Genomic DNA, 18,696 nt, shown 5'->3' on the forward strand with positions numbered 1-18,696 from the left:
GAGGTGCTCGGAGTCATCAACCCACTGCGCGCACCTCACCCCCAAGCCTTACCCCCGATATCGCAGGGTTTCCACGAACAGCGCGAAGGCGGCCGATGCGTGACGCCTGTGCGGATAATAGAGATGATAACCCGGTAGGTCGGGCGTAAACTTGGCGAGTACCCTGGCCAGGCGCCCTGCGTCGAGATGGGGCTGCACCTGGTCGAGCGGCAGGTAGGCGAGGCCGAGACCCTCGAGCGCCGCGTCAAGGATGAGGTCGATCGTGTTCAGCACCAGCGAACCATCGATGCGGACTCGTGTCTCCCTTCCGCCGCGCATTAGTCGCCAGCCGTTTAGCGTGCCCGAGGTCGGCAGCCTCAGATTGATGGCGCGATGGTCGGTCAGCTGTGCCGGGGAGGCGGGAACAGGCCGTCCGTGAAAATAGTCCGGCGAGCCGACGATCGCCATTGGCGTATCCGGCCCGATGCGCACGGCGAAGATGTCCTTGGCGATATCGCCGCCGAGCCGCACACCGGCGTCGAAACGATCTGCGACGACATCCGCAAGCCCGTAGTCGATGGTCATGTCGACCTTGATATCGGGATTGTCGATCAGCAAGCGCTTCAGGGCCGGAAGAATGATGGTCTTGGCCGCGTGCTCCACCGTCGTGATCCGGATCGTTCCGGCCGGACGATCCCGCAGTTCGCCGATCGATGCGATGGCTGTGTCGAGATCGTGCAGCATCGGCCCGAGAGTCGCAATCAGCCGCTCTCCGGCTTCGGTCGGCGCGACGCTGCGCGTCGTGCGCGATAACAGCCGGACCCCGACGCGATCCTCGATCCGCCGGACGATCTGGCTGATGGCGGACTGCGCCATTCCCAGCCGTTGCGCCGCCTTCGTGAAGTTGCGCTCCTCGGCGACCACGACGAAGGCGGCCAGGTCTGCGATCTCATCCCGTCGCATTGATCACCTCAATGATAGGCCTGATGGCAACTACCTCTCTATCGCGCTCAATCTATCTGAACGAGGTCTGTCTCGTTGACAAGGGATCGGTTGGATCGGGATCCCGCGGACCGTTCCCTCACATTTGAGGAAAAAATTCTGCGAGATCTCTTGAATCCGAAATTCTCAAAAACCAAATCGTTTGCCGCCAGCCGCTGAGATAGGGCTGGCCTTGCTGGGAGCGCCGTCTTTCGGCGCTTCCGTACCCATGTTGCTTCAAGGAGGATATGGCTATGGCAACATCTTACGACTATGCACCGCTCTACCGTTCGAGCGTCGGTTTCGACCGGATCTTCAATCTTCTCGAAAATGCCCAGCGCGCCCGCGCAATCAGCGACTGGCCGCCCTACGACATCGTCAAGACCGGCGATGACAGCTACCGGATTTCGGTGGCGGTGGCAGGTTTCGAGCAGGGCGACCTCGACATCACCTTCCAGTCTAACCTTCTCATCGTCACTGGCAAGAAGCAGGAGACGGCCACTGACGGCTACCTGCATCGCGGCATTGCCGGCCGGCCGTTCGAGCACCGGTTCGAGCTTGCCGACCACGTCAGGGTGAACGGTGCCGACCTGAAGAACGGCCTGCTGTCGATCGACCTTGTGCGCGAAATCCCGGAAGCGTTGAAGCCGCGAAAGATTGATATCCAGACGGACGGCGTCCTCGTATCGTCGGCTGAGCCTGCGCGGATCGAAGCCCAGAAGGCAGCGTAATCAGACCACTGGAGAATGGGCGCCGTTGTCGCGGCGCCCATCGACGTCTTGGGTTGGGAAGGAGAGCGTCATGAAACCCGACATGTTCAGAGAACCCGTTTCCATTCTTGTCGGCCTTGGCTTTCCGGCTGAGGTTCGCAGCGCGGCGGATGCTTATCGGCATCTGTGCGAATGGCCGATGCGGTTAAGAGACAATGCGCATGCAGTCGCCTTGAAGGCTTGCGGTGCGGCACTACGGGACGAGATCGAAGCAGAAACCGCCCGCGGGCTGTTCGCCGCCTTTGCCGAGAAACACGATCTGCTGGCGCCTGACACCAGTGTCATCGCCGAGTCTCGCCTGCGGCGGGACCGGGATCCCCACGTTCGGTAAGGAGGCCGGATGATGCACCACCTGTTGCAGCAGGCAGCCGGCCAGGCAATGACGATGGGGCCAGCGATCCTGGTTCAGGGCTTGGCGTTTCGGCGACCCATCGATGTCGTAGGCGCAGCATCCCTTTCGGTCGATGATCGGCGAGCGATCCTGGCAGCTTGGGCGTCCGACCTCTACGCGGTGGATTCGCAACCGGCCCTTCGACATCTGCCGGGAACGCCTGAGCCGGTCTCGATCGACGCCGTGCAGGCGGCCCTGCGGGAACTTGACCGGCGGTACGGATAATCGATGGTGGTGTCGGCCGGCGTATACGTCTCGGTCGTCAGCGATCGAGATCGGAGTGGTCGAGCCCAAAATGATCCAGCACAAGCTCCAGGTTCCGGCGGTTGGACTTGAAGTAGACGTCGAACAGATCCCCGACCAGCGGCACGCTGCCGGCCGCCGCATCGAAACCGATGTTGACCAGCATCTTTACAAGCTTGTCCTTCGGCACGCCAAGTTGCCGCGCCTCGTTGACGATGTAGAGGCTGATCGCAGCGCCGGCGAAATCGCCGATCCCCGGGACCAATCCCATGATGGAGTCGGCGCCGAACGAAAAACGGGTACCGGGGATACGCAGCGCCGTGTCCATCAGCCGCGCCAGCCCGCGCATGCGGCGAAGGCGAACCAGGCGGTCGATATCCTCGTGATGCGCATTTCCCCGATATTGGCGTTCATATTTCATGCGGCTGCTTTCATCATCTTGGCAAGACGTTTGATCGCCTGTTCCAGCGAACGCTGCCCGTCGCAATAGTCCTGCCAGGCACTGGTTTTGGCGAGCAGCGCCGGCACGGTGCGAATGGTAAAGCGTTTCGGATCGAGATCTGTCTTCACCTGGCTCCAGGTCAGCGGCATCGACACTGTTGCACCGGGCCGGGCTCGCGGCGACAGAGGAGCCACGGCCGTCGCCATGCGGTCGTTGCGCAGGTAGTCCAGGAAGATGCGACCGTTACGCTGGTTCTTCGCCATCTTAGTGAGATAAAGCTCCGGGTTGTCGCGTGCCATCTGCAGGCAGACGTCATGCGCAAAGCCCTTGGCGCCCGTCCAGGAGAGCTTCTTGCCTTTCGGCACGGCGAGAGGTGTCACGACATGTAGGCCCTTGCCGCCGGTCGTCTTGCAGAAGCTGACAAGACCAAGCTCTTCCAACCGGTCACGCATCTCGCGGGCGGCTTCGACCACCGTCGAGAAGGCGACGTCCGGTCCCGGATCGAGGTCGAAGACGAGACGGCCGGGCACTTCGGGCTGGTCCGGTTCGCAATTCCAGGGATGCAGTTCGACACCGCCGATCTGGGCGATGGCCGCAAGGCCTTCGATCCGATCGACCTGCAGGTAGGGCTTCTTGTCACCAAACACCTTGACCAGTTCCAGAAGATTGGAAGTGCCGAGCATCGCGTGGCGCTGGAAGAACTGCTCGCCGCCTATGCCATCCGGTGTGCGGATGATCGAGCACGGCCGACCCTTGATGTGGTCGATTAGCCAGGATCCGACAGCTTCGTAATATCGCGCCAGCTCCACCTTCGTAACCGGCTTGCCGTCACCGGCGTCCGGCCAGAGCGGCTTGTCGGGATGAGAGATCATGACGCCCATGACCTCTTGCCTGCCGCCCTTGCGAACCGGCTTGGTGGATCGCGGCGTTTTGGCCTTCGCCTCCGGATCAGGCGTTTCAACCTCCTCCGGTTCAACCGGCTTCTCGGCAACGACTTCGGCCGCCGGCTTGTCTCCGCGAAGGCCCTTGAAAGCGGCCTGGCGAACAAGACCGTCTGCCGTCCAGCCCGCGAACTCAATCTCCGCGACAAGGTCCGGCTTCAGCCAGACGACGTCAGGGTCCTTCTTCGGCGCGCCAATGCCGGTGAAGGGCGACCTGCTCGTCTCCAAAGCGTGCAGCTTGGGCAGCAGCACATCCAGCTTGGCGGCTCCGTAGCCTGTACCGACGCGGCCGACATAAACGAAGTGGTCTCCGCGGTTGACGCCGACGAGCAGCGAGCGAAATTTGCCGTTGGTCTTGGCATAGGCGCCGATCACCACTTCATGCCCGGCCCGGCACTTTGATTTGACCCAGGTGTCGGTGCGGCCGGATTGGTAAGGTGCATCAGCTTGTTTCGAGACGATGCCTTCCAGCGAGAGCTTGCAGGCGGATCGCAGGACGGCATCGCCGCCGGTCTCGAAATGCTCCACAAAACGCATCCGCGGATCTTCGCCGGCATCCGAGAGCAGCTGCTGTAGCCGTTCCTTCCGATCCGTCAGAGGACGCTCGCGCAAATCCTCATTGCCTTCGAACAGCATGTCGAAGGCGAAAAACACGAGTTCATCGGTGTTTCCCTCAGACAGAGCTGCCTGAAGGGCCGCAAAATCCGGTGCGCCATGTTCATCGAGGGCACAGATCTCGCCGTCGATGATGGCGTCAGGCAGAGCCGCGCCGGATTCGGCGATCGCCGGATACTTTACCGTCCAATCCAGGCCCTTGCGGGTCTTCAGCGTGACCGTGCCATTCTCGATGCGCATCTGGATGCGATAGCCGTCGAACTTGATCTCGTGGATCCAGCCGTCGGCGGCGGGCGGCCGCTCGCGCGTCTCGCAGAGCTGAGGCGCGATGAAGTCGGGCATTTCCGATTTTGCGGCTTTGGATGGCTTGGCAGGTTTGGTCGAGCCTTTCTTCCGGCTGGTCTTTGTCCCCGCGGCTCGTTCCTCGGCGGCGAGACCATGATTGCTGTCCCAAACCGCATCCGCCTGCACGTCGCCGCTGTGGACCATGAACGGCTTCGGCTTCCTGCCTTTGCCGGCAGCGATCGCTTCCATCGTGCGGCCGGAGGCAACCGAGGTTGCGTTGTCGTCGAGAACGGCGGCGCCGTTTTCCTCGACCGAGAATTCGTCGTGGTGCTTGATCAGCAGCCAGTTGGTGCGCTTGCCGCCGTCGCGGTCGTTGCGCATGCGAACGAGGACGAAACCGCCGTGCAGACGCTCACCCTCCAGCGTGAACTTGAAATCGCCCTTTGCGAGTGCCTGTTCCGGGCTCTTGTTGCCATCGGGCTCCCAGTAGCCGCGATCCCAAAGCATGACCGTGCCGCCGCCATACTGGCCTTTCGGGATCGTGCCTTCGAAGTCTCCGTAGTCCAGCGGATGATCCTCGACCTCGACGGCCAGCCGCTTGTCATGCGGATCGAGCGAAGGGCCCTTGGTCACCGCCCAGGATTTGAACACGCCGTCGAGTTCGAGGCGGAGGTCATAGTGCAGCCGGGTCGCATCGTGCTTCTGGATGACAAAACGCCGACGGTTCGACGCCTTCAGCTTCGTTTGGCCGCTCGGCTCCTGCGTCTTCTGGAAATCGCGCTTCTGTTTGTAGGTCGAGAGTTTGTCGTTGGCCATGGCAGTCCCCAGAACATATCCGCCATCCGCGTCTTGTGACGACGGAGCTGAGGCGCGGGCCGGACAGGTGGGACGCTCGACTGCCGTTTCGTTGGCCGCAAGGAGAAACCGGAAAAATCCTCGCGTTCATCATCCCTGTCACGTCCGGTTGACACGGCGCGCGACCTCGGGATGAGAAGCGTACAAAAGGTGTTTTTGTTCCGCGCTCAGCTGCGGCGGTTCGGGCTCAAGACGTTCTTTCGGTGCGCCAGATGCCATCCGGTCCTTGGGTTAATCTCCATCGTTTGGCGTTGATGCGTGTGCCTTTGTCAGTCCGATAGTCGGGCATAGCAAGCTCGATTTTTTCCTGCTCTCGCCGCCACGTCGCGATGACCGTCACACTATCGGCGAACTCGATCAGGCAGTCCGGCCCGCTCTTGCCGTCGTCGTCGATCGTGATCCGGCCATGTGGGAAGGCGTGACTGTAAGGGAAAGAGAACCGCATCAGCCGACCTGGTCGACATTCAAGCTGCCGACGGGCAAGGCTTTGATGAGCGATTTTGCCGAGACCGACGGATCGAGCCAGTCGGCCCAGGCATTGCGTTCGAGGATGACGATCTGGCGGTCGTGATAGGGCGCAATGTCCGGACCCGGCTCCATCGTCAACATTGTGAAAGCCTCGCCCACGTCGGGCGTGTCGCGCCAGATGCCGGCGATGCAGAAGATCGGCTCGTCCTTCCTGGTGAACAGCCATTTGTCCTTGCGTTTCTTCGACTTGTCCTTCGGGTCCGTAAACTCGTAGAACCCGTCGGCAACGATCAGGCACCTGTTGGAACCGAACTCCCGTCCGTCCGACCGGAAATTATAGGCCGGGCGCTTGTTCTGCGGCCAACTCCATCGGCGCTGCACCAATTCCGCCTCGCCAATCGTGCCCTCGATACCCCGCACGATCGGTCCTAGGTCGGTGATCTTGATGTCCTCGCGCGGCTGCAGGTTCGGCGCGCCCTCGCCGAAGCGGATCTTGATCTTCAGGTGCGCGAAATCCTCCACGATCGAGGCCACGTCCACCATCAGCCTGTAGTCGTTGCACATACTCCCTCCTGCGCTTCTTGTTGTCCGATCGAGTTCTTGCTATGTTCTATCTATGAAGAGCGCGAAGGTTTTCCAGTCCGACGCCCCGCTCGACGAGCGTCGCGTCATCATAAGACGCCATGACGGCGATGTGGAGATGGTCGAACTGCCTTGGGGCCTACGGCCACTCGACGGCGGGCCGCGAGCTGTGAACGTCGTCAGGTCAGAGGGGGGACGTTACCCGACCACCGATGCCTGGTGCCGGCCTCCGAGTTTCGCCATCGCAGCGGCGGCAGAAACTTCAGCTTCTCGCTCGCCAACGGCGACTGGTTCTATTTCGCGGGGATCTGGCGGCCGGCGACCAATCTTTGGCCGGAGGCCTATGCCATCCTGACGATAGAAGCCAATGCAGATATCTCGCCCTATCATGACCGGCAGATGGCTGTGCTGACAAGAGACCAGCGGCTGGACTGGCTCGACAGTCTCGTTCCAGAGAAGGAAATCCTGCGGCCGCTGCCAGCGGAGTCGTTCCAGGTCAAGCCGCTCGGGACGGCACCCTCCCAACCGCGATTGGCGGTCTAAAGCTCCAGCCGGAGCTGGTGCATCGTCTCCCGCCCACCGCTCTCTAAAGAAGACAGCGACACCCCGAGCAGGCGGACGCCCTTGTGCGGCGGGAAGATCGGCGCAAGCAACAGGTCCACGACCTCCTCGAGGTCAGCGATAGTGGACAGTGGCACAGGAACGGTCTTGCTTCGGGTGATCTGGGTGAAGTCGGCGTACTTGACTTTGAGTGTCACCGTCTTGGCGCCGATATCGTTCGCCTCGCAATATCCCCAGACTTTGTCGATGAGCGGCTGAAGCCCTTCGCGCGCCGGTTCGAAGGACTGGATGTCTTGCGAGAACGTATCCTCGGCGCCGACGGACTTTCGGACGCGGTTCGGCTTGACCTCGCGATTGTCGATGCCCCGCGCGATCCCATAAAAATACGGCCCGGATTTGCCGAAGTGCTCGACCAGAAACTCGATCGATTTCGACTTCAGGTCGGCGCCGGTCTCGATCCCGAGCCGGCGCATCTTTTCCGCCGTCGCCGGCCCGACGCCGTGAAACTTCTTGACCGGCAGTTGCTCGACGAAGAGGGGACCGTTCTTCGGCGTGATCAGGAACTGGCCGTTTGGCTTGTTCTGTCCGGACGCCATCTTGGCGAGGAACTTGTTGTAGGAAATTCCGGCTGACGCGGTGAGGCCCGTTGCGCCAAAAATCTTCGCCCGGATTTCCTCGGCGATCTCGGTGGCGATCGCCATGCCCTTCAGGTTCTCGGTGACGTCGAGATAGGCTTCGTCGAGCGACAGCGGTTCGATCACCGGCGTATACTCGGCGAAGATACCCCGGATCTGTAGCGAGATCGCCTTGTAGACTTCGAAGCGCGGTCGTACGAAAACCAGGTCCGGGCATTTGCGTTGCGCCGTCACCGAAGGCATGGCGGAGAAGACGCCGAAGGCGCGCGCCTCGTAACTCGCCGCCGCCACGACGCCACGCGCCGCCGCGCTGCCGACGGCGACCGGGCGACCACGAAGCTCCGGATTGTCGCGCTGTTCGACGGATGCGTAAAAGGCATCCATATCGCAGTGGATTATTTTGCGAATGACGCCGGGAGCCGGCGCTGGGTGATCGGGCCTCTCTCCTCTCAAGACAACCCCCTAGCGACCGCAAAAGAGACAGGAAATTTTTCCGAGATTGTGAATAAAAGCCTATCCGTTTGATCTTACTTCCGGATTCGAGCCCTGGTTTCATCTCGCCGCCGCTTGCCAATCTCTATTCCCGAATGCGCCCGATTGACTCATTGAATATTAGAGAACAAAAAAGGAACATACAGTAACCCACGCCCGTTGAAAAGGTGTGATCGGACTTGCCCACACCATGGAAAATCGCGCCCGAACCATTGCCATCGAAGAATTGCGCGAACGCATCCAGCATCTGGAAAGCGGAGCACTGCGTCCACGGGAGACGCTGCCCTTCGGCATCGAGCCGATCGACCGGCGCCTGCCGGGAGGCGGGCTGGCTATGGGGTCGCTCCATGAGGTTGCCGGCGGCGGCAATGGGGCACTCGACGGGGCGACCGCTGCGCTGTTCGTCGCAGGGATTGCGGCGCGGACCAAAGGCAAGGTGTTCTGGTGCGTGACCCAGCGGGATCTGTTCATGCCGGGGATCGTCCAGGCGGGGCTTTGCAACAATCGCGTGGTGATGGTCGAGTGTCGCGACGAGAAAGGCGTGCTCGACTGTTTCGAGGAAGCACTCAGATGTCGCGGGATCGGCGCCGTCATCGGCGAAGTCGCACGCCTGCCGATGACCGCCTCACGTCGGCTGCAGCTTGCGGCGGAAGCCTCCGGCGTGCTCGGCATTGCCGTGCGCCGTTGGCGCCGTCCCGGTGATGTCTCGGATTTTGGCCATCCGACGGCCGCGGTCACCCGTTGGCGAATCTCCGTCCTCCCTTCCCATCCGCTCCCGGTCCCAGGCGTTGGCCGTGCCCGGTGGTATCTCGAACTCCTTCGTTGCCGAGCCGCAGAAAGTGCTGATTATGTGGTCGAAGCCTGCGATGCCAAGGGTCGTCTCGGTCTACCTGCCGAGCTGGCCAACCGATCGCCATCGTCGGATGCTTGGGCAACAAGCTCCGCCGGCTGACCAGCCGCTGGTGATGATCGCCCGCGAAGGCAGCCGACGGCTTGTCGCGGCCGCCAATGAGGCGGCGATCGCCACCGGCCTTCGTGTCGGCATGCCAGCCAGCAAAGCCCAGGCGCTAGTGACCGATCTCATCATTGAGGACTTGTGTCCCGAAGAGGACCGCAAGGAGCTCGACCGTCTCGCGCTTTGGTTCCTGCGCAACTATGCGCCTGTCGTCGCAGTCGATCCGCCCGACGGCATCGTCATCGATACGACCGGGGCCGACCACCTGCATGGCAACGAAACACTGATGCTGACAGGCATGGTCAATCGCCTGTTCGCCATGGGGTTTGCCGCACGCGCCGCCATCGCCGACAGCTGGGGCGCCGCCCACGCGCTTGCCCGTTACCGAGCCAGTCCCGCTCTCGTTATTCCTGAAGGTGAAGCTGCAAAAGTGGTTCTTGGCCTGCCGATCGCGGCACTGCGGTTGGACAGCGGAACCGTCGCCGCACTCCGCACGCTCGGCTTTGACACAGTCGCAGAACTCGCCGCCACGCCACGCGCGCCGCTGGCGCTGCGCTATGGCCCGCAGATTGGCCGCCGCCTCGACCAAGCGCTCGGCCGAGCAGCGGAGCCGATCGATCCGATCCGGACTGCTGACACGATCGAAGCGCGCCGTGCCTTTGCTGAACCTATTTCGGCGGGCGAGACCATTGCTCGCTATGTCGGAATACTGGTGGTGCGTCTCTGCAGCGTGCTGGAAGAGCACGGCGTCGGCGTGCGCCGCCTCGACCTCATCCTCCATCGGGTCGACAACACGCTGCAAGTTATCCGCGCCGGGACAGCCAAGCCTGTGCGCGACGCTGATCGCCTGACGAAACTGCTCTGCGACCGGATAGACAAGATCGATCCCGGCTTCGGCATCGAGGTGATGACACTGTCCGCCGTGCATTGCGAGCCCCTGGACGCAATCCAGACGATATCGTCGCTGATCGAGGAGCCGGAAGCGGAAGTCGGCGGGCTGATCGACGTGATCGCCAATCGCGGCCATCGCGTCTATCGTGTCGCGGCACTGGAAAGCGATGTACCGGAGCGCTCGTTCGCGGCGATGCCGGCACTCGCCGATGACGACGAGCTTGGCTGGCCCGCTGAATGGCCGCGCCCGTCGCGACTGCTGCTCCATCCCGAACCGATCCAGTGCATGGCGCTCTTGCCCGACCATCCGCCGGCCAGCTTCACCTGGCGCGGCAGCCGTCACGCGGTGAAACGCGCCGACGGGCCGGAGCGCGTCTTCGGCGAATGGTGGAAGCGCGACAAGGAGCTCGGCGCAGTCAGGGATTATTTCGTGGTCGAGAACGATGCCGGCGAGCGGTTCTGGATTTTCCGGCAGGGTGATGGCGAACATGCCGACAGCGGTTCAGGCAGCTGGTTCCTGCAGGGGATTTTCGGATGAGTACCTCAGGAAACCAGCATCGCCCTCACTACGCCGAGCTGCAGGTCACCTCGCACTTCTCGTTTTTGCGAGGCGCGAGTTCCTGCGAGGAGCTGTTCGCCACCGCAGCTCTGCTTGGCATTGAGGCGCTCGGCATCGTCGACCGCAATAGCCTCGCTGGCATCGTGCGTGCCCACCAGGCAGCGAAGGAGACCGGTGTCCGTCTCGTCATCGGTTGCCGGCTGGATTTGCGCGACGATTTTTCCGTCCTTGTCTATCCGACCGATCGTCCGGCGTATTCGAGGCTTTGCCGCCTGCTGTCGCTCGGCAAGAGTAGGGCCGGCAAGGGAAAGTGCGATCTGGCCTGGGATGACCTTGTCACCTACGGCGAAGGCCTGTTGCTCGTTTTGCTTCCCGATTTCGCCGACGATCTGTGCGCTATCAGGCTGCGGCGCCTTCGGCAGGACTTTGGCAACCGCGCCTATCTGGCGCTGACGCTGCGACGCCGCCCCAACGACCAGCTTCGGCTGCACGCGCTCTCCAACCTCGCAGCCCAGGCCGGCGTGCCGACCGTGGTCACCAATGACGTTCTTTATCATGATCGCGATCGGCGGCTGTTGCAGGACATCGTCACCTGCATCCGCCACAATTGCACCATCGACAAGCTCGGCCGCCGCAAGGAGAGATTCGCCGACCGCTATCTGAAGCCGCCCGAGGAAATGCACCGGCTGTTCAAGCGCTACCCGGAAGCGCTGGCCCGGACATCCGAGATCGTCGCGCGCTGCAAGTTCTCCCTCGATCAGCTCACCTATCAATATCCGGAGGAATTGATGCTTCCGGGGCTGACGGCGCAAGAAGCGCTGGAGAAGCTCACATGGGAAGCCGTGCCGAACCGTTATCCGGAGGGATTGCCGGACGACGTCGAAAAGATACTCAAGCACGAGTTGGCGCTGATCGCCAGGCTCGAATACGCGCCTTATTTCCTGACTGTTAATTCCATCGTGCGGTTTGCCCGCTCCAAGGACATCCTGTGCCAGGGCAGGGGATCGGCGGCCAATTCCGCCGTCTGCTACGTGCTCGGCATCACATCCATCGATCCGTCGCGCAGCGACCTGCTGTTCGAGCGCTTCGTCTCGGAAGAGAGACGCGAGCCACCGGATATCGACGTCGATTTCGAACACGAGCGGCGCGAGCAGGTCATCCAGTGGATCTACGAAACCTACGGCCGGCACAGGGCCGCCCTCTGTTCAGTCGTCACCTGCTATCGGGCCAAGGGCGCGCTCAGGGATGTCGGCAAGGCGCTTGGGCTGCCGGAAGACCTGACCAAAATGCTGTCGTCGCAGGTCTGGGGATGGAAGGAGGGCATCGGCGAGCAGCAGGCAAAGGACCTCAACCTCAACGCCACCGACCGCCGGCTGCGCCTCGCCTTCGACCTTGCCCAGCAGCTGATCGGCACGCCCCGCCACCACTCGCAGCATCCGGGTGGTTTCGTGCTCACGCAGGATAGGTTAGACGAGATGGTCCCGATCGAACCGGCCGCCATGGACGACCGGCAGATCATCGAGTGGGACAAGGACGACATCGACATCCTCAAATTCATGAAGATGGACGTCCTTGGCCTGGGAATGCTCTCCTGCATGAAACGCGGCTTCGATCTGTTGGATGAGCACAAGGGCATCAAGAAAGATCTGGCGACGATCCCGCCGGAGGATCCGCGCACCTATGCGATGATCCAGCGGGCCGACACGCTTGGCACATTCCAGATCGAGAGCCGGGCGCAGATGTCTATGCTGCCGCGGATCAGGCCGGAGACTTTTTACGATCTCGTCATTGAGGTGGCGATCGTCCGCCCCGGGCCGATCCAGGGCGACATGGTGCATCCCTACCTGCGCCGGCGGGCCGGCAAGGAAAAGGTCGAGTTTCCGAAGCCCGAACTGGAGAAGGTGCTCGGAAAAACCCTTGGCGTGCCCCTGTTTCAAGAGCAGGCGATGAGGATCGCGATCGAGTGCGCCGGCTTTACTGCCGGTGAGGCGGACCAGCTGCGGCGCGCAATGGCCACCTTCAAACACACCGGCGGCGTCAGCAAGTTTGGCCAGAAGCTGATCGACGGCATGGTCGCCAACGGCTATGAGCGGGAGTTCGCGCTAAAGACCTTCGCGCAGCTGGAAGGTTTTGGCAGCTATGGGTTTCCGGAAAGCCATGCGGCTTCGTTTGCCCTGATCGCCTATGCATCCTCCTGGCTGAAATGCTGGCATCCCGACGTCTTTTGCGCAGCGCTTCTCAACGCGCAGCCGATGGGATTCTATGCGCCGGCGCAGATCGTGCGCGACGCCGAGAAACACCGTGTCGTGATCCGGCCCGTCTGTATCAACGCCTCACGCTGGGACTGCACGCTTGAATCGACGGACGACGGGCGCTTTGCCGTGCGCCTTGGGTTCCGTATGGTCAAGGGTCTGGCGAACAAGCATGGCGCGGCGATCGTCGCCGCCCGCGAGGATCAGCCGTTTCAGTCGATCGATGATCTCTGGCGTCGGGCAGGTGTTCCGTCGGCGTCGCTCGTGCAATTGGCCGAAGCCGACGCCTTCCAGCCGGGGCTGAAGCTTGCGAGACGGGAGGCGCGCTGGGCAATAGAAGCCTTGCGCGACGAGCCGCTGCCACTGTTCGCCGCAGCTGCCGCCCGCGAGCAAGCCGTCATCCCCGAGGCGATCGAGCCGGTGGTCGCATTGAAGCCAATGACCTCAGGCGGCGAGGTCGTGGAGGACTACAGCCATGTCGGCCTGACATTGCGTGCCCATCCGCTGAGTTTCCTGCGTGCCGATCTGTCAGAGCGGCGCATCGTAACCTGCGAGGACGCCATGAATGCTCGTGACGGCAAATGGCTCGAAGCCGCCGGCCTCGTGCTCGTGCGTCAGCGGCCGGGCTCGGCCAAGGGCGTCATGTTCATCACCATCGAGGACGAGACCAGTCATGCGAACCTCGTTGTCTGGGTGAAGACCTTCGAGAGATACCGGCGCGTCGTCCTCGGCGCCGGCATGATCGGCGTCTATGGCAAGGTCCAACGCGAAGGTGAGGTCGTGCATCTGGTCGCGCACCGGCTAACTGATTTTTCTGCCGAGCTTGCCAGCATCGGGTCGCGGGACAAGGCCTTTCCGCTACCCCATGGCCGCGGCGACGAGTTTTATCACGGGTCGCCGGCGCCGGATCCGCGCGGGATGCCGAAGGTGCGTGATATCGTCGACCCATACGGACACATCGATCAGATCAGGGTCAAAACGCGGGATTTCCGGTGAGCTTCTTTGGTGGCTTCACACAGTATCTTCGGACGGCTCCTGGGCAACCTCGCCGTCAGCTAAGGTTTTGACCAGACCGACGACCTTCCGCCGGACATCAGCGCTCTGAATACGAGTGAACGATTTATTGAGGGCGAGCCCTTCGGCCGTCGATAGAAACTCGGTAATCTCCTCGCCGTGCAGCCCGTCCTCGTGGGCGCCATTTGGTTGCTGGCCTTCGAAGAAAAAGGAAACGGGCGTCTCAAGAACCTGTGCTATGGCCTGCAGGCGGCTCGCACCTACACGATTTGTACCTTTCTCATACTTCTGTACCTGCTGAAATGTTATACCGGGACCCTCAGCCAAACTACTCTGGCTCAGGCGAAGCAGCACCCGGCGCATCCGAATGCGCCGACCGACTTCGACATCGATTGGATTGGGTTTCTTGGATCGGGTTTCCAAAGACACGGTCCTTTACCTTATTGTAGAACGACGCACGTTACTGTCCTATGACGACGGCGCAAGCTCGAAGCGATCGATAAACCTTCGGCTGCACCACTTCCCAATGGCGTCAAACCCGATATGAGGACTGGATGATCAGGTCTGAACTCATTCACATCATCACGCTCCGCAACCCGCATCTCTATCACCATGATGTTGAGAAGATCGTCAGTAGTGTCCTTGATGACATCGGCGACGCCTTGGCGAACGGTGATCGCGTTGAACTGCGGGGTTTTGGAGTATTTTCCGTCAGACACAGACCGTCTCGTTCCGGTCGAAACCCGAGTAATGGAACAGCGGTCTTCGTCGAGGAAAAGTGGACGCCGTTCTTTCGTGCCAGCAAAGAGATGCAGGAACGCCTGAACACGAAAGAATAACTACCCCGGTCTCCTTTATGCCGTCGGGCCAAACGTCTCGACGATTTCACAGCGCGCAACAACGCCTCCCGGACCATGATTTAGCAATGCAAGGATAGCGGCCTGATCCAACGGGATCGTCTCCATCTTCTCGAGAACCGTCGTCGCCCATTCCATCTCAGGGTCAACCGCGACGTCCTCCCGCAGAGCAATCACCGCACTGCGCGCATCCTCAAGATTGTCGAAGAAAATATCCGGAATGCCCGTTGGCTTCCACCTTTCCTCCGGTGGGATGCCAGCAACCGAATAGGTGTAGAAAGTGTACGAAGGTGGGTTTTTCAACGATTTCTCCTTGAGCATTGCTGGCGGTCCGCCCCCGCCGTTCAATACTCATTGACCCCCGGCCGCGGGGAGTTCGAAACCGTGTATCCACAGCCCTGTAGCCTTTAGTTCGCGAGAACCTGGACATACGCCACAGGCTCCCCGACGCTGAAGGTCAAGGAGGGAGCCTTTTTGGTAGGCCCAACCGTTGGATACAGGGGTTTCGACGCCCCAGAGCAGTGCGTACCGCTCCAAGGGCAGATTACGACATCCTATTGAATTTGTCCTTAATTTTCTGCTGCACCATCGTGCCGACAGAAGGATTGGCCCTTGAGCGGGGCGGGTGGCGGCGGAGGGAGAGGAGGGATGACCGAAGGCGGCGGGTTGGGAGGCTGGAGAGAGTTTCCAGCCGGCCCGCCGAGGAGCCGGAGAATGCGTGAGTTACAAAACCGTCGAAGCGAAACCAACCAGAGTGTTGGGAGACATCACCGCCGCCTGTCCGCCAACGCCGGCACTAGCCCTCAGATCGCGTTGCCGTTCGTGGCAACGCCGAACTCACTAACCAATCGCATTTCTACGACAAGGGAGATTACAGACCTTCTCGCGCAAGATGCGGCTGTGGCGATTGGCATTTCGGGAGGCAAGGACAGCCAGGCCGCCGCAACCGCGACAATCCAATATCTCGATCAAATCGGGCATCGTGGTCCCCGTCTGTTGATCCATGCCGATCTCGGCTCGGTGGAATGGGCGGATTCACTGCCCACCTGCGAGCGCCTTTCCGCGCAACTCGGCACCGACTTCGTTGTCGTCCGCCGCAAGCAAGGCGGGCTCATGGACCGATGGGAAAGCCGCTGGCGGTCGAACGTCACGCGATACGAGGGCCTCAGCACGGTGACGCTTGTTCCCTGCTGGAGCACGCCGGCGATGAGGTTTTGCACCACTTATGGGGATACACGGTATGTAAACAACGACGGTTTTGGCTTGTCAACAATGCTTTGGACAACGGCTATGCTGGATTCGGCCATTGAAGTGTAAATAACATCTGCTTCGAAGCTTCCTTCTTCTGAAGTTTATTTACGTTTCGACACGCGCCAACGGTAGCACCCGACCGGCCCGGCGCTGGCCGGGGTTGCAGAGGGTCGGGCGGGTGCGGATGAGGGGCACCTGGAGCACACAGTTTGCTTTGAAGCGCCGGACGCTGTAGCGTTCACATTGATCGTGCTGCCGGCAATTTCCGGGAACGTGCTAAATTGCCTCGCCTGTTAAGCGGTGGAAGCGGACGATCAAGAAACTCTTCGGTTAAGCCCCGAGTGCTGGCATGATACGCCCATCGATGGAACTGTTCGAGCAGAGCATGCTCGCGTTTTTTCAGTTCGGCGTTCTCGCGCTCCAGCCGTTGAAGCCGTTCGAGCGCGGCTTTCAGGGTTGCTGAGGCCGGTCGAAGATTGCCATTTCCGGCGTGTCTATCCGGGCTGCTGCGATGCGTTTCATAGGCAATACGAATGCGATCATGCTTGAACAGGGCTTGCCGGGTATAACTGGCGTGGAACTTCGCGGCGATTGACGCAATCAACGCCGGCCATGTGAGGCGGCCTTCCCATGCGCGGATCATCTCAATGATTGCATCCACACGTTCGGGGACCAGGTTTGGGGATCTGCGTTTCATGCGAAGGACTCCATGGCAGTTTGCAAGGCGCACGGATCAGCCCGAGATTCAGACGTCTCGATGCTCTTGAGATAATCATGTGCGGCGCCCTCGGAGAGCGAATAGGTTTCCTGCTTGCCCAACTGGATTACAGCGCCGTCCTCGACACCGGGGTCTTTCAGGATGGCAATGAGTTGCGCGAGGCGTTTGACGGTGGCGCCATGAACCTCAACCCATTCCTCAGCGCCATAGACTCCATCTGTGACTGCGGCTTGGGCCTGCTCCAGATGTGCAGTCGCCAGCGTCAGAGAGCGTTCGATCCTCTCCATCCTGTCCGGCAGACCTTTGATGCAGACATGCTCGCGGCAGTCCAGGCAATTGCGGAACATCTCGCAAGGTGAAGCAGCAAAGTCGTGAATGCAAAACCCATAGAGAGTCGTATGTGCCGTTGGAACCGCCATTGTGACGTATTCCTCTCGGGAGACCGGCAGATGTTTCGGGATTTCAGCGAGCGGCCCGATGGCTTTTGCGTGATTGCCCACTTTCGCGCGGATTTGTTCGACGATTTCCTCACTTGTCACATGATCGTAGAACGCATTTTGATCGGGACTGCGCCGGCCGCTCCATTTGGCGATGTCTATCTGCGACAGGTTTGCCCCCTGCGCCAGAGTATTCAACCAGTGCCGGAACTGATGGCTTCGAATGGAAAGCCGGCGTTCAGGATCTAGACCCACACGCTGGAAGACAGTCACGCTTCCGGCCTCGTTGTTTTGACCGAGGGCGTAGGCGATATGGTGGTAGCGGAGCGGCTCTATCATGCAGAGGCTCGGTTCTCCATTCCGGAACAGTCCGTATGGAATCGCCGTCAGCGCATCAGCATATTTCAGACCTGTTTTGCTATCGGCTATCGGAAAGCCTGTCGGCAATAGACCAATGAGATGTTTCTCCAGATCCGCGAACCTGATGACCTGGGCGAATTGGCCTGATTGCCGTCGGACCTTGGTTACCTGAAGACCTGCGGTCTTGACCCAATATCGTATGACCGGTCGTGTGGGCTTTGCCAATCCAAGCAAAGGGGCGATTTCCTCAAGTTCAACAAACTCCTTGCCGCGCAGGTGTTCGTGGCCTTCCGGCAGATACAGTCGCGTTGGGTTATTCTCGTACCATCGGGCGACACTCCGCGCCTGATCGGTGATTGCATGGATTTTCCGTAGGGCTTCACGGACGACATCCGCCATGGCCGGCAGGATGAGCTTCACATGATCGGCATAGCCTTTGGAGCCCGCCCACCGCAATCCGAGATACCCGCGTCCATCGTCGCCGGTCTGGTCGACTTCGCAGTTGACAGGCAAGGCGAGAACTTCGTTGATCCGTTCCGGTGCAGAGCAAAGGATCGCTGCGACCGACGTGGTCAGTACGTCGCGCGGGTCCGATGCCAATTGGAACGCTTGTGCAAGCGCGTCGATTGCCTCCGGATCCGGTAGAGATCTGCGCTTTCGCGCTTCGAAAGCGTCGCCGACACGGCCATTCGTGCTGGCCCTCTGTTTGGGATATCTCCAGCGAGCGATGGGATGGACGCACATCAGGTTCCGGTCTAGGAACCGGGCAATCTGGCCGAGGCGAGGGCCGACCGCGTCTGTGGTCGCAACAGCTCCGTTGGCAATGAGTTCGCTCACGGCCGCATCGAAGCAGGCTCTGTCACAATCGGCGAGCGAATCTATCCCGGCCTTCTCCATCGCCGTTCCAATGGCCTCGAAGGCTTTGACCGCGCGTACCACCACAGTGCTGCTAAGATGCGCGGTCTGGCTCCGCACATACGCTTTCGCAAACATTCGTACGTTGGATATCGGGTCTGTTCCCCCGCCGTCGGGAATCCTGTCGAAGAACAGATGAATGCGACCCAGTCGGACGCGTCGATCGCCTTTGGCGAAGCTATGGGCGGTGATATCCCGGCCGCGTCCGTCAAGCTGGTGTAATTTCGGGTGTGGTTCCGGGCCGTCA

The 18,696-nt window shown here is 61.0% G+C and carries 18 protein-coding genes and 1 pseudogene; 9 read left to right on the forward strand and 10 right to left on the reverse strand.

Features of this window, described 5'->3' with window-relative positions:
* Positions 1 to 48: 48 nt before the first annotated feature.
* The gene (locus tag GGQ67_RS16985) at positions 49 to 942 is read right to left on the reverse strand and encodes a LysR family transcriptional regulator (protein WP_183901324.1); all 894 of its coding nucleotides are present in this window, start codon (positions 940 to 942) and stop codon (positions 49 to 51) included.
* Between the two features lie 272 nt (positions 943 to 1,214).
* Between GGQ67_RS16985 and GGQ67_RS16990 the strand changes: the two genes are divergently transcribed.
* The 3 genes from GGQ67_RS16990 to GGQ67_RS17000 all read left to right on the forward strand — a co-directional run bounded on the left by GGQ67_RS16990 (position 1,215) and on the right by GGQ67_RS17000 (position 2,346).
* Complete coding sequence (locus GGQ67_RS16990; RefSeq protein ID WP_183901325.1) at positions 1,215 to 1,691, forward strand: Hsp20 family protein; 477 nt, start codon at positions 1,215 to 1,217, stop codon at positions 1,689 to 1,691.
* A gap of 70 nt (positions 1,692 to 1,761) precedes the next feature.
* Positions 1,762 to 2,061 (forward strand): DUF982 domain-containing protein, encoded by a 300-nt coding sequence (locus GGQ67_RS16995; protein WP_183901326.1) that lies wholly within the window; start codon positions 1,762 to 1,764, stop codon positions 2,059 to 2,061.
* A gap of 9 nt (positions 2,062 to 2,070) precedes the next feature.
* The gene (locus GGQ67_RS17000) at positions 2,071 to 2,346 is read left to right on the forward strand and encodes a hypothetical protein (protein WP_183901327.1); all 276 of its coding nucleotides are present in this window, start codon (positions 2,071 to 2,073) and stop codon (positions 2,344 to 2,346) included.
* Between the two features lie 37 nt (positions 2,347 to 2,383).
* Here GGQ67_RS17000 and GGQ67_RS17005 read toward each other — a convergent pair whose 3' ends face one another.
* From GGQ67_RS17005 to GGQ67_RS17020, 4 genes are all read right to left on the reverse strand, one after another.
* Entirely contained in the window at positions 2,384 to 2,785 is a 402-nt protein-coding gene (locus GGQ67_RS17005) for a DUF4112 domain-containing protein (RefSeq protein ID WP_183901328.1), read from the reverse strand.
* On the reverse strand, positions 2,782 to 5,463 hold the full coding sequence (ligD, locus tag GGQ67_RS17010) for a DNA ligase D (protein WP_183901329.1): 2,682 nt from the start codon (positions 5,461 to 5,463) through the stop codon (positions 2,782 to 2,784). Before ligD ends, GGQ67_RS17005 begins: the two co-directional genes overlap by 4 nt.
* Positions 5,464 to 5,689: 226 nt before the next feature.
* Positions 5,690 to 5,947 (reverse strand): hypothetical protein, encoded by a 258-nt coding sequence (locus GGQ67_RS17015; RefSeq protein WP_183901330.1) that lies wholly within the window; start codon positions 5,945 to 5,947, stop codon positions 5,690 to 5,692.
* The gene (locus GGQ67_RS17020; RefSeq protein ID WP_183901331.1) at positions 5,947 to 6,534 is read right to left on the reverse strand and encodes an SOS response-associated peptidase; all 588 of its coding nucleotides are present in this window, start codon (positions 6,532 to 6,534) and stop codon (positions 5,947 to 5,949) included. Before GGQ67_RS17020 ends, GGQ67_RS17015 begins: the two co-directional genes overlap by 1 nt.
* Positions 6,535 to 6,586: 52 nt before the next feature.
* Here GGQ67_RS17020 and GGQ67_RS17025 point away from each other — a divergent pair.
* Positions 6,587 to 7,095, forward strand: a pseudogene (locus tag GGQ67_RS17025) (SOS response-associated peptidase family protein).
* Here the strand turns inward: GGQ67_RS17025 and dinB are convergent.
* Positions 7,092 to 8,156 carry a DNA polymerase IV gene (gene dinB / locus GGQ67_RS17030; protein WP_484573237.1) on the reverse strand — a complete coding sequence of 355 codons (1,065 nt, stop codon included), beginning with the start codon at positions 8,154 to 8,156 and terminating at the stop codon, positions 7,092 to 7,094. The pseudogene GGQ67_RS17025 and the gene dinB overlap by 4 nt on opposite strands.
* A 274-nt stretch (positions 8,157 to 8,430) precedes the next feature.
* Here dinB and GGQ67_RS17035 point away from each other — a divergent pair, with 274 nt between their 5' ends.
* Genes GGQ67_RS17035 through GGQ67_RS17045 form a run of 3 tightly spaced genes read left to right on the forward strand, consistent with a single transcriptional unit; the run spans position 8,431 to position 13,893 of the window.
* Positions 8,431 to 9,192 carry an ImuA family protein gene (locus tag GGQ67_RS17035; RefSeq protein WP_183901333.1) on the forward strand — a complete coding sequence of 254 codons (762 nt, stop codon included), beginning with the start codon at positions 8,431 to 8,433 and terminating at the stop codon, positions 9,190 to 9,192.
* On the forward strand, positions 9,107 to 10,624 hold the full coding sequence (locus tag GGQ67_RS17040) for a Y-family DNA polymerase (RefSeq protein WP_183901334.1): 1,518 nt from the start codon (positions 9,107 to 9,109) through the stop codon (positions 10,622 to 10,624). The genes GGQ67_RS17035 and GGQ67_RS17040 overlap by 86 nt, the downstream gene beginning before the upstream one ends.
* Positions 10,621 to 13,893 carry an error-prone DNA polymerase gene (locus GGQ67_RS17045; RefSeq protein WP_183901335.1) on the forward strand — a complete coding sequence of 1,091 codons (3,273 nt, stop codon included), beginning with the start codon at positions 10,621 to 10,623 and terminating at the stop codon, positions 13,891 to 13,893. Before GGQ67_RS17040 ends, GGQ67_RS17045 begins: the two co-directional genes overlap by 4 nt.
* A 15-nt stretch (positions 13,894 to 13,908) precedes the next feature.
* On the opposite strand, the gene GGQ67_RS17050 is transcribed toward GGQ67_RS17045, so the two are convergent.
* Positions 13,909 to 14,334: a helix-turn-helix domain-containing protein gene (locus tag GGQ67_RS17050; RefSeq protein ID WP_425503796.1), complete on the reverse strand. Its 426-nt coding sequence runs from the start codon at positions 14,332 to 14,334 to the stop codon at positions 13,909 to 13,911.
* Between the two features lie 131 nt (positions 14,335 to 14,465).
* On the opposite strand from GGQ67_RS17050, the gene GGQ67_RS17055 reads away from it, so the two are divergent.
* Positions 14,466 to 14,750 (forward strand): integration host factor subunit beta, encoded by a 285-nt coding sequence (locus GGQ67_RS17055; RefSeq protein WP_183901336.1) that lies wholly within the window; start codon positions 14,466 to 14,468, stop codon positions 14,748 to 14,750.
* Between the two features lie 15 nt (positions 14,751 to 14,765).
* Here the strand turns inward: GGQ67_RS17055 and GGQ67_RS17060 are convergent, their stop codons facing one another.
* Complete coding sequence (locus tag GGQ67_RS17060; protein WP_183901337.1) at positions 14,766 to 15,089, reverse strand: hypothetical protein; 324 nt, start codon at positions 15,087 to 15,089, stop codon at positions 14,766 to 14,768.
* A 393-nt stretch (positions 15,090 to 15,482) separates the two neighbouring features.
* Between GGQ67_RS17060 and GGQ67_RS25340 the strand changes: the two genes are divergently transcribed.
* Positions 15,483 to 16,085: a tRNA lysidine(34) synthetase gene (locus tag GGQ67_RS25340; RefSeq protein WP_246400208.1), complete on the forward strand. Its 603-nt coding sequence runs from the start codon at positions 15,483 to 15,485 to the stop codon at positions 16,083 to 16,085.
* A gap of 172 nt (positions 16,086 to 16,257) precedes the next feature.
* On the opposite strand, the gene GGQ67_RS17070 is transcribed toward GGQ67_RS25340, so the two are convergent.
* Positions 16,258 to 16,716 carry a hypothetical protein gene (locus tag GGQ67_RS17070; RefSeq protein WP_183901338.1) on the reverse strand — a complete coding sequence of 153 codons (459 nt, stop codon included), beginning with the start codon at positions 16,714 to 16,716 and terminating at the stop codon, positions 16,258 to 16,260.
* The gene (locus GGQ67_RS17075) at positions 16,713 to 18,473 is read right to left on the reverse strand and encodes an integrase (RefSeq protein ID WP_183901339.1); all 1,761 of its coding nucleotides are present in this window, start codon (positions 18,471 to 18,473) and stop codon (positions 16,713 to 16,715) included. Before GGQ67_RS17075 ends, GGQ67_RS17070 begins: the two co-directional genes overlap by 4 nt.
* Between the last annotated feature and the right edge of the window lie 223 nt (positions 18,474 to 18,696).

The sequence above is a fragment of the Rhizobium metallidurans genome, from assembly GCF_014196505.1.
Lineage (GTDB): Bacteria > Pseudomonadota > Alphaproteobacteria > Rhizobiales > Rhizobiaceae > Rhizobium > Rhizobium metallidurans.